Below are 13,049 nucleotides of genomic sequence, written 5' to 3'. Positions count from 1 at the left end.
GCGTGTTTGTCGTCTTTCCTGTGGGGCGTGTGGTGAGGACGCGGCCATCGGGACCTGTACGCACGGCGAGGGCGGTCAGGTTGCACGGGAATTCCAAGACTCCGGTGAGGTCATGACCGAGGACGAGTTCGACGCTTTCTACGCGGCCGCGTTTCCCCGTCTGACCGGTCAGCTCTCGGCGTTCACCGGGGACAGGGAGGAGGCGCAGGACGTGGTCCAGGAGGCGTTCGTACGGGCCTGGGACCGGCGCGGGGACTTCCTCGCGGACGAGGCGCCCGAGGCGTGGATCCGTACGGTCGCCATGCGGCTGGCGGTGAGCCGGTGGCGCCGGGCCAGGCGCTGGCTGGAGTTGGTGCGCCGTACTCCACCGCCCGGGGCGGTGCCGGGACCCGACCCTGATCACACGGCACTTGTCGCCGCGCTGCGCCAACTGCCCAAGGCGCAGCGGATGGTGATCGTCCTGCACCATCTGTGTGACGTGAGCGTCGAGCAGATAGCCTCCGACACGGGTGCGCCGGTGGGGACGGTCAAGGCGAGGCTGTACCGGGGGCGAGCGGCGCTGGCGAAGCATCTGGCGGTTGACGAGGCCGACGGGGGCGACAGGGTCAACGGGGCTGCCAATACTGGCAAGTCGGGCAAGGCGGACGTGCCGGTTCGGAAGGAGAGCGGCCGTGTCTGACGAACTCTCCAAGGACGAACTCTCCACCGCCCTGCGTGAGTTGGCGGCTCACCAGGAGACCTTCCCGGTTCTCACCGGCGCCGAGGTCCGCGGTCGTGCCGTGCGTCGGGGGCGCCGTCGGATGGCGGGCACGCTGGGCGCGGGTGCCGTGGCTCTCGCCGTGGTCGCCTTCGCGCTGACCGTGGGTTTCACGGACTCCGCGGGGGAGGGGAACGGGCGTCAACTCCCGGCCGCCACGCACGCCGCCCCGGTCCCGTCACCCCGTGTCACCTCCGGCGAGACGTCAACTCCCCTGCCGCGCACGTCCGTCACCGGCACGGTCGTCCTCGGCAAGCGTGTCCTGATCGTCGGGGGCCGGGTCATGCCGATGACCTCCGGCCTTCCCGACAGTCCCGGGTTGGTGGGGCCGTTGACCGTCTACAAGAAGCACGAGACCAAGGTGGTGACCGTCACCGATCTGACCGGCGGGGTCGCCTACACAACGGAGGTCTCGCTCGCGGTCGAACTGCGCGATGTCAACAACGAACCGGTCTACGTCGGCATCGCCTTCTCCTCCAAGGAGAAGAGCACCGGTAAGCAGGACACCGGGGCCGGCTGGATCGGTCTGGGCTCGGCCGACGCCAAGTGGTTCTACGAGGACGCGAAGATCGGGAGCGTCCTTGCGGTCACCGGCGCCACGTCTTGAGACGAGGAGATTCAAGGGGACCTTCTGCCCCGGACCGCCTACCGCCTCGGCCCCGCGAGGGCATAGGCCGCGGTGCCAACACCCAGGAGAACCAGGGCAGTCCAGGTACCCGCCGCCGTGCCGGCCGGCAACAGCATCCAGGTCGCCACCCGCGTCGCCGTACCCGTACCGGCCGGGGTGACGAACGAGAACGACAGCCACGCGAACGGCAGCGCCCACGCGTACCGCCCGCCCGAGAGCGCCGCGCCCAGAGCGGCAAGCCCCGTCAGCCCCGCGCTGTCCCGCACGACGAACCCGGCGTCGGCCACGGACGTCCCCCCGCGCGCGCCCACCCCCTGCGCGGCGAGCAGCACGGCCGCGACCACCACCCCGGCGAGCAGCACATGCGCAGCCCTGCGCGGCACCCAGCGGATCGCGGCCGCCCGGTCCAGCGCGAGATCCTGCCCGCCGAGCCCGATCGAGGCCGCCATCACTCCGGTGACGAGAACGAGCACGGCCAACCGTGGATCACCGGTCCCCTCGCTGCCGTCCCCGCCGAGTGCCCGCATCACCGCCGCGCCGATCATCAACGCGGCGAAGGACGCGGGGACTTGACGCGACCGCACGTACAGGGTGAGCCACCTCATCGGCAGCGGTGTCACCGGGCCATGTCTCCCTGGGACCCCCGTCACCGGACGCACCTCCCCGACACCCACGTCACGGGCACCCATCTCCCCGGGACGCACCTCCCCGAAAGCCACCTCATCGCAAGCCGTGTTACCGGCACCCCCGTCACCGGGCCGCATCTCCCTGAGACCCACCTCACCGGAAGACACCGCCCCCGCACCCACGTCACGGGCACCCATCTCCCCGGAACACACTTCCCCGCCCCCCGTCTCCCGGGACGCACCTCCCCGACCCCCGTTTCCCCGATTCCCTCCTCCCCGCCTCCGCCCCCTCCTCCCCGCCTCCGCCCCCACCTCACCGAGACGCCCGCCCCGACAGCACGTCGAACGGGTCGCCCTCACAAGTCAGCGCAGCGCCCCGCATCGCCTCGATCCGTGAGAGCTGCTCGGCCCGCGGAAGCGTCATGAGCTTCTTCCACACCGGGCGGGCCTTGGTGTCGACCTCGGCGCGCATCTCCGCCGTTGGGCCAGGCAGTGGCTTCAACTCCCCGAGGACCCAGCCCACCGCGACAGCCTGCGCGTACTGGTCTCCCCCGAACCCGCTCCACCCCACCGGAGTACACCCCGGTACCAGCCCCTTGGCGAGCAGGGCCCAGGTCAGTTGCTGCTCACCCCGCGCCGCCGCGACGAGGTCGTCGTCGAAGTCCAACAGCACAGTCGTACGGGACCACTTCGGAGTCGAACCCTCCGCCTGCACGGCGGTGTTCTCCCGCACCGAGACCGGTGCCCGTCCGCCCAACGCGCCCTGCAGCAGGCGCAGCGCCTCTTTCCCGGGACTCGCCAGGTCACCGAGCCGGTCCTGATGCGCCCTCGTCACGCACACGGGCCCCTCGCACACCAACTCCGCGGCGGCCTGGTCGACGACGTACATCCGGTCCGGGTCGGAGGGGAGGACGAGCAGGGCGAGGAGCGCGCCCGCCAGGACGGGGGTCAGGGCGAGCAGCCGGGCGCGGCGGGTCGCGGCGACCAGGAGCGCGAAGCCGGTCGTGGCCATGCCGAGGACCCAGATCGTCTGCCCGATGTGGACGGAGGCGGAGAGCGTGACGAGGGTGCTGTGGACCTCGTCGACCTCCGGTGACAGGAGGGAGAGGCGGTTCGGTTCCGTGGTCGTGAAGCCCGTCGCCGGGTCGATCGTCGCCGTCCGGCCGAGCGACATGTGCATGAGGGCGGTGAACGCGAACGCGCCCATGGCCAGCAGCGGCGGGGTGAGCGCGGACGGCAGGGCCCGCCCGGCGCCCATGCCCAGCACGGCCCCCGCGACGAGGAACAGCGCCCCCACGGACGAGATCGGCAGCCAACCGGCGTGCGTGTACTCGGTGTTGGCCAGTACCTGGACCCCTCCGACGAGGACGAGGAGCGCGTAGGCCGAGGCCAGCGTGATCGCCGTCGCGCCCGCCGGTACGGCCGCGCGGTGCCGGGCGGGACGCGGTGTGCTGGTCAGCAGCTCGACCATCCTCGAACGGTGGTCGCGCAGCCCCTGCAACGCCCCGAACCCCACGGCGAGCGGCCACAGATAGAACAGCAGGCTCCGGGTCCACAGGGCCAGGGACGTCCACTGGGCCGTCCACGCCGTGGTGCCGTTCCACCAACTGCCGTTCACCAGGTACAGGAACGCCAGCGCGCTCGTCAGGATCACGCCGCCGGCCCAGGGGGCGACGGAACGTCTCAACTCGGTGCGCAGGACACGGAGGTTGATGTCGAGGCGCGGGACGCGGACGTTCAAGTCGGCAGGCGGGACACGGCTGTTCACCAGGAACCCCTCTCCCGCTCGGGGTCCGACAGCAGTGCCGAGTAGCCGCGCTCCAACGGGCTGTCGCCCACGTGCTCGGGACCACCCGCCGCGGCCAGCTCGTCCGGGGTGCCCTGGAAGACCAGCCGCCCCTCGGCGAAGAGCACCACATCGCCGCAGGCGGCGGCGACGTCCTCGACCAAATGGGTCGACACGACCACACACGTGTCCGTGCCCAACTCCTGCAACAGCCCCCGGAACCGCAGCCGTTGGGCCGGATCCAGCCCGGCCGTCGGTTCGTCGAGCAGCAGGATCGCCGGATCGTTGACGATGGCCTGCGCGATCCCGACCCGGCGCACCATCCCACCCGAGAGCGCCTTCATCCGCTCCTCCGCCCGGTCGGCCAACCCCACGCGTTCCACGGCGCGTTGCACCGCCCCGGGGATGTCCGCCTTCGGCACTTCCTTCAACCAGGCCATGTACTCGACGAATTCACGCACGGTGAACCGCTTGTAGTACCCGAACTCCTGCGGCAGATAGCCGATCCGCCGGCGCAGCGCCCGATGCTCCCCCATCCCGCCCGCGGACTCCCCGAGCAGCTCCAACGTCCCCTCGGCGGGCCGCAGCACGGTGGCCAACGCCCGTATGAGGGTGGTCTTCCCGGCCCCGTTGGGCCCGAGCAGCCCGTGCACCCCGGTCCCCAGCGACAGGTCGAGCCCGTCGACGGCCATCCGCCTCCGACCGGCCCTGACCTTCAACCCGGCGGCCCGGATCTCCCAGGCGTAGGGCGTGGGCGCGATGTCGGCCGCGCTCACGGCGGGCATCATGTGATGGTCCTTTCCAACGGGTTCCCCCATGGCTCTTCTCGTCGATCTCTCGCCGGTCACCGATGGGCTCCCAGCACGGAGTACGCGCCCCTGCGGGCGATCACGGTCCCGACGCCGAGCGCGAGGACCAGCCCCCACACCGGCAGCCCGCCCGCCTGCAGCGCGAAGGTCGCACGGCTGGCGGCCACGGTCGGTGTCACCACCACGGCGGCCCATACGGCCACGACCGCGACGGCGGCACGGGTCACCCCGACGACACCGCCGAGCGCCAGGGTCGTGGAGGTGAAGGCCAGACAGGGCAGCAGCCACTGCACGGCCGTCACGCCGGGCACCCCCGTGGCCCAGCCGCCGACCAGCAGCGCGGGAACGACCACACCGAGCACGGAAGCCGTACGCCGCAACACCAATTGAAGTCCGGCCCTGGGCACGGAAGCCGTCAACTCGTAGGCCGGGTCGAGTCCTTGGGACCACGACGCCGCGACCCCGAGCACCGGCAGCACCGGCGCGAGCAGCAGCACCACCGACACACGGCCGGCCCCGAACCCGTAGCCGCCCCCGACCAGATCGAGCAACAGCGCGAGCAGAGTGACACTCACGACCATCCCCACCCACGGCACCATCGCCGGCGTCAGCCGACTCGACACCCGCACCGACCGGTACCGCCGCCGCGCCACCGGCACACCCAGCCGGGGCTCGAGCCCGTCCCACACCCTCCCGACGAGCGCCGCCACCCCCGGCACCTCCGCGGCGACGACCGCCGCGAGCCGGTCCCGACAGACCCGACACGTCTCCAGATGGGCTTCTACGGCCCACACCTCGTCGGCGGTGAGGTCGTTGCCGCCGGGTCCGCGCGCGTAACTGTCGATGATCCGGGTCGACGCATGTTCCACGCTCATGTCAGTGCCCTCCGCATCGCGATCCGGGCCCGGCGCGCACGGGTCTTGACCGTGCCCTCGGGCAGCCCGAGCAGGACGGAGGTCTCCCGGACGGACAGCCCGTCGAGCACCAAGGCCTGCAGTACTTGCCGGAGTTCCGGCGCGAGACGCCGTAGCGCGTCACCGACGTCCCCGCCGACGGTGGCCGCGAGCGCCTCCTCCTCGGCGGCGGGCGCCGCGTCGGCGGGAGCGGCGGCCGGCGGCGGCTCGGCGTGGTGGGCCCGGCGCCGGAAGGCGTCGACGAGTCGCCGCGCCGCGATCGTCCACAGCCACCCGACGGCCGTACCGCCCACCGAGGCCCCCGCGAACGCCCCCGCCGCCCGCCACACCGCCAGATACGTCTCCTGCATCACCTCGGCGACGATCTGCTCGTCGGCACAGCGCCGGCGCAGCCGCACGGCCAGCCACGGCGCGGTACGCCGGTACAGCTCGTCGAACGCCGCACGGTCACCCCTGGCCACCAGCCGCACGAGACGCTCCTCGTCCGGCTCGCCGGGTGCCTTCCTGACTGATCTCACACCGGCTAGACGCGGGGCGCGGACCGCCGGTTTTCACTTCGACGTGAGCCGCGTCACATGGCCGGGCGGCGGTTCGGTGCGCGGTCGGCTTCGCCCAGGTGGTGCGACCGTCGGTAGATCGACGTCCGATGCTGGAAACCCGTCAACCGTCATCGCCGAGCTCCGAGCCGATCCTCCAAGGCGGCGCGTGGCTCCCGCACGGCCACCGGCTCGACCCCCACTCGCACGTCCAGGGCCAGCTCGTGTACGCCGCCGCCGGCGCGCTGGCCACCGTGACCCGACGCGGGACCTGGGTCGCCCCGGCCAACCGTGTCACCTGGACACCACCGCGCTTCGCCCACTCCCACCGCTTCTACGGCGAGACCGACGTGCGTCTCGTCGTCGTCCCGCTCGATCTGTGCGCGCAGCTGGTGGACCACCCCAGTGTCTTCGCGGTGAGCCCCCTTCTGCGCGAGGCCCTCCTCGCGCTCACCGACAGGCCGGAGCGGCGGTCCGGCGCGCACCGCAGACTGCTCACGGTGATCGTCGACGAACTCGCCGATTCCGCCGAGCAGTTCCTGCACCTGCCCGAGCCCGGTGACGACCGGCTGCGCGCCGCCACCGCCCTCCTGTACGAGGACCCCGCCCGGCCGGTCACCCTGGCCGAGCTGGGCCGCACGGCAGGAGCGAGCGAACGCACCCTGAGCCGGCTGTTCCACACGGAACTGGGCATGAGTTTCCACCGCTGGCGGACCACCCTGCGTATCCATCACGCCCTGGTCCACCTCGCCGACGGCAGGTCCGTCACGGCGACGGCGGTGGCCTGCGGCTGGTCCAACCCCTCCAGCTTCATCGACGCCTTCACCGGACACGAGGGGGAGTTCCGCAAGCGGATCGCCCGCGCCGAACTCCAGCGCCAGTTCACCTCGGACGCGGCGAACAGGCTCTTCGGCGAACTCACCGCCGGAACCAACCAGCCCGGCGGGAGCCGTCGCTCAACTGCCGTCCCTGCACCGGGTGATCGAGCTGCACCCGCGCGAGTAGCCGTTCGCGGTGGGGGAGTTGAGGGCTGTGTCGTAGGTCCAGTCGGCACTGCGGTCGGTGGCGGGGTCGTAGGTGATGCGGGTCTGGGCGTGGTGCGGGTTGGCCACGAACTGGTCGTACTGGAACGTGATCGTGGACGGTACGAGGAGGCCGCGGTTGTAGCGGGCGGTCATCGTGTAGATGCGGGCGCCGGTGATCGCCCAGTTCGGGATGTGCCGGACATAAGCCCACTCGTTCTGTGTGTGGTAGTGGTTGTAGAGGTCCGTGTTGCTGCGGATCTGGTCAGGGACGTACAGCGCGTTCCGCGCGTACGCCGGGTCGATCGTGTAGACGAACGTGCGGGCGGTGATCGTGCCGCGCAGGCAGCGTTCCATGAGGAACGGGCCGATCCCCGGAAGGACCGCGTAGGCGACGAGGCGGCCCGTGGAGCACTGGTTGTTCAGGGCGATCGAGGCCAGGTTGTTCACGCCCTGGCTCCGCGCGAAGTCCTCGGTCACGCCCAGCGTTCCCGAGGTCGAGATGTACTCGCTGTTCAGGGAGCGGTCGCCCTGGACGTGGGACACGATGTCGGAGTTGGTGCCCCGGGACCAGAAGCCGGTGTTGAAGATGCCCTGGTTGTTGTCGGCGATCGGGGGCCGGGAGTCGCCGCGGTACAGGGTGGCGGGCATGGCGGCCTCGGCCACGATGTCCCGGTTGTGCAGGGTGGGGCAGTTCGACCCGGAGGAGGACGCCCCCGAGGAGGGGCCGCCCGGGCAGGGGTAGGTCTGCGCCTGGGCGGTGGACAGCGGGCCGAAGAGGGTGGCGATCAACGCCAGCACGGCCGCGGTCACGGTCGACGCGAGCGTGCGTTTCGCACGACGGGTTCCGTTGGACATGACTCTGACTCCAGCTTCCGGGTGCTCGCTCGGCACCCGCACGACCCAGCCTGGGCGCCCGGGAGTTGTTCGCCACCTCCCTCCACCAGGGCAATCAACCCGGGAAGCGACGGCGCCCGCGCGGACGGTCCGGGCGATCGGCGCGCCGGGCCGTCCCCGTACAACGTTCCGCCGGGACCGGGGGTCAAAGGGGTTCTGGGCCGTGGACCGGTTCGGCGGCCCCGTCGCCTACCTCACCGACGCGGGAGACGTGACGGTCAAGTGGCCGCGGGTCGCCACCTTTCCCCTTGCCGTCATCGCCACCGACAGCCCCGCCGCCGTGGATCTGCGTGCGGACGGTGGTCAGTACACGGGGGTGTGGCACCTGTCGAGGCCGGCGGCGGGCTGGAAGCTGACGATCACCGCCGGCAGCGGGAAGACCGTCCGTACCCTCACCGGTGGCCGGGCCGACGGCAGGATCTCCGCGACGTGGGACGGCACCGGCACCGACGGCGGGAAGGTCCCCACGGGCACCTACCGCTGGACGCTGACCGCGCGGGCCGCCGCCCCCACGGGCAAGTCCGCGACCGCGACGGGTTCGCTGGCGGTGCGGTCGTCCGTCGCGCCGCGCACGACTTCCGCAAGGACGGTGTCGGCGACGTCGTGACCATGGACCGGTGACGGGCACGGCGGCATCGACGCGGCGCACAAGGCACTGGCGGGCGGCTGGCCGAAGGGCTCCTACCCGGTCCCCTTCGGCGACCTGACCGGCGACGGCCGCCCCGGCCTGGTCGCCCGCGACACCGCCGGCCGGTTGTGGCGGCCGAACGGCACGGGCGCGGGCTCCTTCGCGGTTCCGGCCGCGTGCCGTACGGCCGGAACCGCGTGGGCCCGCATGGGGTGGCCGGGGTGCGCGACGAACGTGTGCGGAGACTGCCCCGGCCGGTCAGGTGGGTCGGTCAGCTGGGCCCGGCGGGGCTCCGGGAGAAGGCCGTGTCGCCCGCCGTCGCCACGATCGCGTCCTTGACGAGCAGCACGCGGGGCGGATAGCTCTGCACTTTGTCCCCGGGGTCGTCCAGCGCGGAGGTGCGCCAGATCTCCGCTCCGGTACGGCTGTCCAGCGCCAGCGGCCGGCCGAAGCGGTTGGCGAAATAGACCCGCTCGTACGTCGCCGAGACCGCGGGCGCGGACAGGCTCTCCACGTCCGTCGTCCTCTGCCAGAGTTGCTTGCCGCTGTCCGCCGACACCGCGGTGACCGTCCCGTCGGACCGGACGAAGTAGACGACGCCGTCCACGAGGGTGGCCGCGCCGGTCAGCGCATGCGCCAGCGGTATCCGTGTGACCTGCCCGGTTGCCGGGGACACCCGCAGCAGCGCGTCGTACGGCCGCTCGTACCCCGCTTCGTACACGTCCTTCGCGGTCTGGGGCGCGAGGAACAGGGGCTGCCTGCCGACGGCGCCGAGTGCTTCCGCCTTCTGGGGCAGCGTGGCCGTTTCGGCGAGGCTGTCGGGGCCGAGTGTCATCAGCTCGACCGGGGCCTTGCCGGGCTCGTTGCCCTTCGAGCACAGGGCGTAGGGGGCGCCTCCCAGTGCCGACGGAGTGCAGTACTCGTCCAGCGAGGGCGCCTGCCAGAGTTCCTTGCCGGAAGGACCGTAGGCCACGAACGACGCGTAGTCGGGAGACATGGTCAGCAGTCCGCCGTCGTACAGGACCGCGTCCTCGGACTTGCTGATGTCGCGCTGCCACCGCCGCTGCCCGGTCGTGGCGTCGACGGCCACCACGCGCCTGGTGCTGTCGTCGGGATCCTCGTACACATAGACCAGCCCGTCGCGGACGCCGATCGGCCGCACCCCCTGAGGGCGGGTGCCGGTCCGCCACCGAGTACGGCCGGAGGCCGCGTCGACCCTGGCGGCGGTGAACCCCGTACCGCCGCAGAACAGGGCGCTTCCCTCCGCCACGCATCCGGGGCTGTTGTAGTCGAGAGGGATGCCTTTCACGTCGTACCGCAACGCCGTCTGCCACGGCCGCCAGCCGGCGGGCAGTGACGGGGTACGGGCGGTGGTGGTGCTGGTGCTGGTGCCGGTGGCCGTGGCGGTGTCCGTATCGGACCCGAAGACGCCCACTCCGACACACAGCCCCGTGACGGCCAGCACCGCGCCGAGGCCGGTGAGCAGCATCCGGACCCGGCGTCGCCTGCCGCTGGCGATGCCGGTCGCGGCGTCCGCGGGGGTGGCGGCCGTGCTCCGGGAAGCGGGGCCGCGCGGGGGTCTCGCGGACCGCCCGGTCTTCGGGGACCCGGTGTCCTCGGATTCCGGCAGGGCCTGGAGCATGCGGTGGATGTCCGTCAGGTCCGGCCGCGCGGCCGGGTCCTTGTCCAGGCAGCGCTCGACGATGCCGAGGAGCGCTTCGGGCACACCGGCGAGGTCCGGGGTCCCGAACACCACCTGATAGCCGGTTATGTACGGGCTGTCGGCGTCGAACGGTCCCGTGCCGACGGCCGCGAACACCAGCAGCGACCCCAGCGAGAACACGTCCGAGGCCGGGGTGACGTCCCGGGGAGAGGACACCTGCTCCGGTGACATGAAGGGCGGGGTGCCGATCATCCGCCCGGTCGTGGTGAGGCTCTGGTGGCCGGAAGCTCGCGATATGCCGAAGTCGATGACGCGCGGCCCGTCCTCGGTCATCAGGACGTTGCCCGGTTTGAGGTCCCGGTGCACCAGGCCCGCCCGCCGGATGTCGCGCAGCGCCTCGGTGAGCCCCAGCCCCAGCGCGCGCAGTTCCCGCAGGCTCAACGGGCCGTCCTTCTGCACGACTTCGGCGAGGTTGAGCGCCGGCACGTAGAGCGTCGCCATCCACGGCTGGTCGGCGTCCGGGTCGGCGTCCACGACCGGTGCGGTGAAGGCGCCGCTCACCCTGCGCGCCGCCTCGATCTCCTGCCGGAAGCGCGTCCGGAACTCCTCCTCCTGGGCATACGGCCCGCGCACGAGCTTGACCGCGACCTGCCGTCCCGAGGGGGAGACCCCCAGATAGACGACCCCCATGCCGCCCGACCCGAGCCGACCGAGAAGGGTGTAGCCGCCTATGGACTCCGGGTCCCCGGTGTTCAGGGGCGTCATCGCCGATCACCCTTCCCAACGCCGGCCTGCCTCACGGGGATCAGAGTAGGGCCTGAGCGGTGCGACGGGTTCGCCGTCCGGATGAGCGCCGGCCCCGAATCGGTCCAGACAGCAAATAACCCCCAGGCCCCTGACCTGCGGGCGATTTCTGGAGCGGGTGACGAGAATCGAACGCGCACTCCCGGCTCGGGAAGCGAGGTTCCGGTTCGGGGCATCCTTCACGCGATGCGGTGAAGACGCTGTTGCCTTCTCCGCGGCCGGCTGCCGTCAGCGGAGCGGGCGCCGACCGCGCCGGGACAGCCGTACGGCGGCGAGGGCCACATCGGCCACCAGGACCACGATGCCGACGGCCAGCAGATAGCCCAGGCCCTCGGCTGCCACGCCGATGATTCCCAGGACGACGGCCACGAGGACCAGCAGCAGGAAGAGCACCACGACTCGAACACCTCCCTCGGGCCCGGCTCCGTCGCTCGCGATCAATATTACAGGGTTCCAACATTACAGGGGTCGAGACCATTCGGCCCATTATGCATTTCTATGCATTTCGCGAATTGCTCGTCAATTCCAGTGAATTCACTCGAATGGATCGTAGCTCGATTCTATTCCTGCGTAATATGCCAGCGACAGATAACAGGAGATTTCCCCGCGACCGAGAACCACCGAACAGGCACCATCCCCTGACAGGAGTTGGCCCCCTCGATGACGCTGAATATCCCTGACGCTCCCCTACGGCGCAGCATGTCGGTCTGGCTCGCGGCGCTGACGGCCGTGGTGATCGCCGCCGTCGTGCTCGCGATGACACCGACAAGCGCAAGTGCCGTTGCCACACCCGTACCTCTCGGTACGGCGACCAGCTTCGCCGTACTGGCCGGTTCACAAGTCACCAACACCGGGCCCTCGTCGATCACCGGTGATCTCGGTGTGTCACCGGGAACGGCCATCACCGGATTCCCGCCCGGCACGGTGAACGGGGCCATGCACTCCGCGGACGCGGTGGCGCTCCAGGCCAAGAGCGACCTGGTCACGGGGTACAACAACGCCGCCGGTCAGGCGCCGGACGTCACCTACCCCACCGCTCCCGACCCCGTGGAGCTCGGTGGCAGGACGCTGGATCCGGGCGTCTACAAGGCACCCATCTCCGCGGGTATCACCGGCACGCTCACGCTCGACGCGCACGGTGACCCCAACGCCGTATGGGTCTTCCAGATCGGTTCGACCCTGACGACGGCGTCCGGCAGCGACGTGTCGCTCGTCAACGGTGCCTCGCCGTGCAACGTGTACTGGCAGATCGGCAGTTCGGCCACCCTCGGCACCAACTCCGCGTTCGTGGGCACGATCATGGCCCAGGAGTCGATCACCGTCACGACGGGAACGACCATCGCCGGCCGGGCGCTGGCCCGTACCGGCGCGGTGACGCTGGACAACAACACGATCAACCGCGGTACGTGTGCCGCCGGCGGAACCACCGGTGGTCTGATCACCGGTGGTGTCGTGGCCGGTGCCACGTCGGGCGGCGCCACGGCGGGCACGGCGGGCACGACGGGAAGCACCACGGTCGGCGTCATCGGCGGTGTGCCGACGGGCGGCGGAACGGGCGGTCTTCTCGGCGGTGTCCTGACGTCGGGCGGAACCACCGGCGGCGTGCTGGGCGGCGTCATCGCGGGAGCCACCACGAGCGGCACCACGGGCGCGACCACGGCCGGTACGAACGGCGGTGCGACAGTCGGCTCGACGGGCGGCTCGACCGGTGGCTCGACCGGTGGGAACGGCCATCACGATCACGATCACGGCCACAAGCCCGGCGGCCACGACCACGGCGGTAAGCCCGAAGAGCACGGTGGCTACGGCCAGGATCACGGCAAGCCCGCCAAGCCCGAGGGCTACGGCAACGATCACGAAGGTCACCACAAGAAGTCTGCCTAGCTCCAGCTCCCCTGGAGCGGGCAGGACGAGCAGGACGAACGGCGCGCGACGGATCGTTGTCGATTCCGTCGCGCGCCGTTGGCGAAATCTCAGGA

13 protein-coding genes and 1 pseudogene are annotated in these 13,049 nt (G+C 71.2%); 5 read left to right on the top strand and 9 right to left on the bottom strand.

The window, feature by feature from the left end; genetic code table 11:
* Nucleotides 1-112 precede the first annotated feature (112 nt).
* On the top strand, nt 113-679 hold the full coding sequence (locus OG504_RS25720) for a SigE family RNA polymerase sigma factor (protein WP_405991933.1): 567 nt from the start codon (nt 113-115) through the stop codon (nt 677-679).
* Nucleotides 672-1,364 carry a hypothetical protein gene (locus OG504_RS25715; RefSeq protein WP_405991932.1) on the top strand — a complete coding sequence of 231 codons (693 nt, stop codon included), beginning with the start codon at nt 672-674 and terminating at the stop codon, nt 1,362-1,364. Before OG504_RS25720 ends, OG504_RS25715 begins: the two co-directional genes overlap by 8 nt.
* A 38-nt stretch (nt 1,365-1,402) precedes the next feature.
* Here the strand turns inward: OG504_RS25715 and OG504_RS25710 are convergent, their stop codons facing one another.
* The 6 genes from OG504_RS25710 to OG504_RS25685 form a co-directional block, all read right to left on the bottom strand.
* Nucleotides 1,403-1,990, bottom strand: coding sequence for a hypothetical protein (locus OG504_RS25710; protein WP_405991931.1), 588 nt, complete (start codon nt 1,988-1,990; stop codon nt 1,403-1,405).
* Between the two features lie 334 nt (nt 1,991-2,324).
* On the bottom strand, nt 2,325-3,725 hold the full coding sequence (locus tag OG504_RS25705) for a hypothetical protein (protein ID WP_405996422.1): 1,401 nt from the start codon (nt 3,723-3,725) through the stop codon (nt 2,325-2,327).
* Nucleotides 3,726-3,775: 50 nt separating this feature from the next.
* Nucleotides 3,776-4,585 carry an ABC transporter ATP-binding protein gene (locus OG504_RS25700; RefSeq protein WP_405991930.1) on the bottom strand — a complete coding sequence of 270 codons (810 nt, stop codon included), beginning with the start codon at nt 4,583-4,585 and terminating at the stop codon, nt 3,776-3,778.
* 56 nt (nt 4,586-4,641) lie between these two features.
* Complete coding sequence (locus tag OG504_RS25695) at nt 4,642-5,481, bottom strand: zf-HC2 domain-containing protein (protein WP_405991929.1); 840 nt, start codon at nt 5,479-5,481, stop codon at nt 4,642-4,644.
* Complete coding sequence (locus OG504_RS25690) at nt 5,478-6,038, bottom strand: RNA polymerase sigma factor (RefSeq protein WP_405991928.1); 561 nt, start codon at nt 6,036-6,038, stop codon at nt 5,478-5,480. The genes OG504_RS25695 and OG504_RS25690 overlap by 4 nt, the downstream gene beginning before the upstream one ends.
* Before the next feature lie 149 nt (nt 6,039-6,187).
* Nucleotides 6,188-6,760, bottom strand: a complete 573-nt coding sequence (locus tag OG504_RS25685) for a hypothetical protein (RefSeq protein ID WP_405991927.1) — start codon at nt 6,758-6,760, stop codon at nt 6,188-6,190.
* Between OG504_RS25685 and OG504_RS25680 the strand changes: the two are divergent.
* Nucleotides 6,749-6,838, top strand: a pseudogene (locus OG504_RS25680) (AraC family transcriptional regulator); the annotation flags it as partial. The gene OG504_RS25685 and the pseudogene OG504_RS25680 overlap by 12 nt on opposite strands.
* A gap of 174 nt (nt 6,839-7,012) precedes the next feature.
* Here the strand turns inward: OG504_RS25680 and OG504_RS25675 are convergent.
* On the bottom strand, nt 7,013-7,936 hold the full coding sequence (locus OG504_RS25675; RefSeq protein WP_405991926.1) for a hypothetical protein: 924 nt from the start codon (nt 7,934-7,936) through the stop codon (nt 7,013-7,015).
* A gap of 202 nt (nt 7,937-8,138) precedes the next feature.
* On the opposite strand from OG504_RS25675, the gene OG504_RS25670 reads away from it, so the two are divergent.
* Nucleotides 8,139-8,582, top strand: coding sequence for a FlgD immunoglobulin-like domain containing protein (locus OG504_RS25670; RefSeq protein ID WP_405991925.1), 444 nt, complete (start codon nt 8,139-8,141; stop codon nt 8,580-8,582).
* 292 nt (nt 8,583-8,874) lie between these two features.
* On the opposite strand, the gene OG504_RS25665 is transcribed toward OG504_RS25670, so the two are convergent.
* Nucleotides 8,875-11,031: a protein kinase domain-containing protein gene (locus tag OG504_RS25665; RefSeq protein WP_405991924.1), complete on the bottom strand. Its 2,157-nt coding sequence runs from the start codon at nt 11,029-11,031 to the stop codon at nt 8,875-8,877.
* Between the two features lie 267 nt (nt 11,032-11,298).
* A complete protein-coding gene (locus OG504_RS25660) occupies nt 11,299-11,466 on the bottom strand; it encodes a hypothetical protein (protein ID WP_405991923.1) in 168 nt (55 codons plus the stop codon).
* Nucleotides 11,467-11,730: 264 nt separating this feature from the next.
* On the opposite strand from OG504_RS25660, the gene OG504_RS25655 reads away from it, so the two are divergent.
* Nucleotides 11,731-12,954, top strand: coding sequence for an ice-binding family protein (locus OG504_RS25655; RefSeq protein ID WP_405991922.1), 1,224 nt, complete (start codon nt 11,731-11,733; stop codon nt 12,952-12,954).
* The last annotated feature ends 95 nt before the right edge of the window (nt 12,955-13,049 follow it).

Source organism: Streptomyces sp. NBC_00986, from assembly GCF_045162565.1.
Classification (GTDB): Bacteria; Actinomycetota; Actinomycetes; order Streptomycetales; family Streptomycetaceae; genus Streptomyces.
Note: the sequence above shows the minus strand (reverse complement) of the source record. Positions and strands in the feature narration are given on the sequence as shown.

What these genes read in the sequence shown, in the direction of transcription:
- OG504_RS25720 (WP_405991933.1), top strand. Translation starts at nt 113, where the DNA reads ATGACCGAGGACGAGTTCGACGCTTTCTACGCGGCCGCGTTTCCCCGT.
- OG504_RS25710 (WP_405991931.1), bottom strand. Translation starts at nt 1,990, where the DNA reads ATGAGGTGGCTCACCCTGTACGTGCGGTCGCGTCAAGTCCCCGCGTCC.
- OG504_RS25700 (WP_405991930.1), bottom strand. Translation starts at nt 4,585, where the DNA reads ATGATGCCCGCCGTGAGCGCGGCCGACATCGCGCCCACGCCCTACGCC.
- OG504_RS25695 (WP_405991929.1), bottom strand. Translation starts at nt 5,481, where the DNA reads ATGAGCGTGGAACATGCGTCGACCCGGATCATCGACAGTTACGCGCGC.
- OG504_RS25675 (WP_405991926.1), bottom strand. Translation starts at nt 7,936, where the DNA reads ATGTCCAACGGAACCCGTCGTGCGAAACGCACGCTCGCGTCGACCGTG.
- OG504_RS25665 (WP_405991924.1), bottom strand. Translation starts at nt 11,031, where the DNA reads ATGACGCCCCTGAACACCGGGGACCCGGAGTCCATAGGCGGCTACACC.
- OG504_RS25655 (WP_405991922.1), top strand. Translation starts at nt 11,731, where the DNA reads ATGACGCTGAATATCCCTGACGCTCCCCTACGGCGCAGCATGTCGGTC.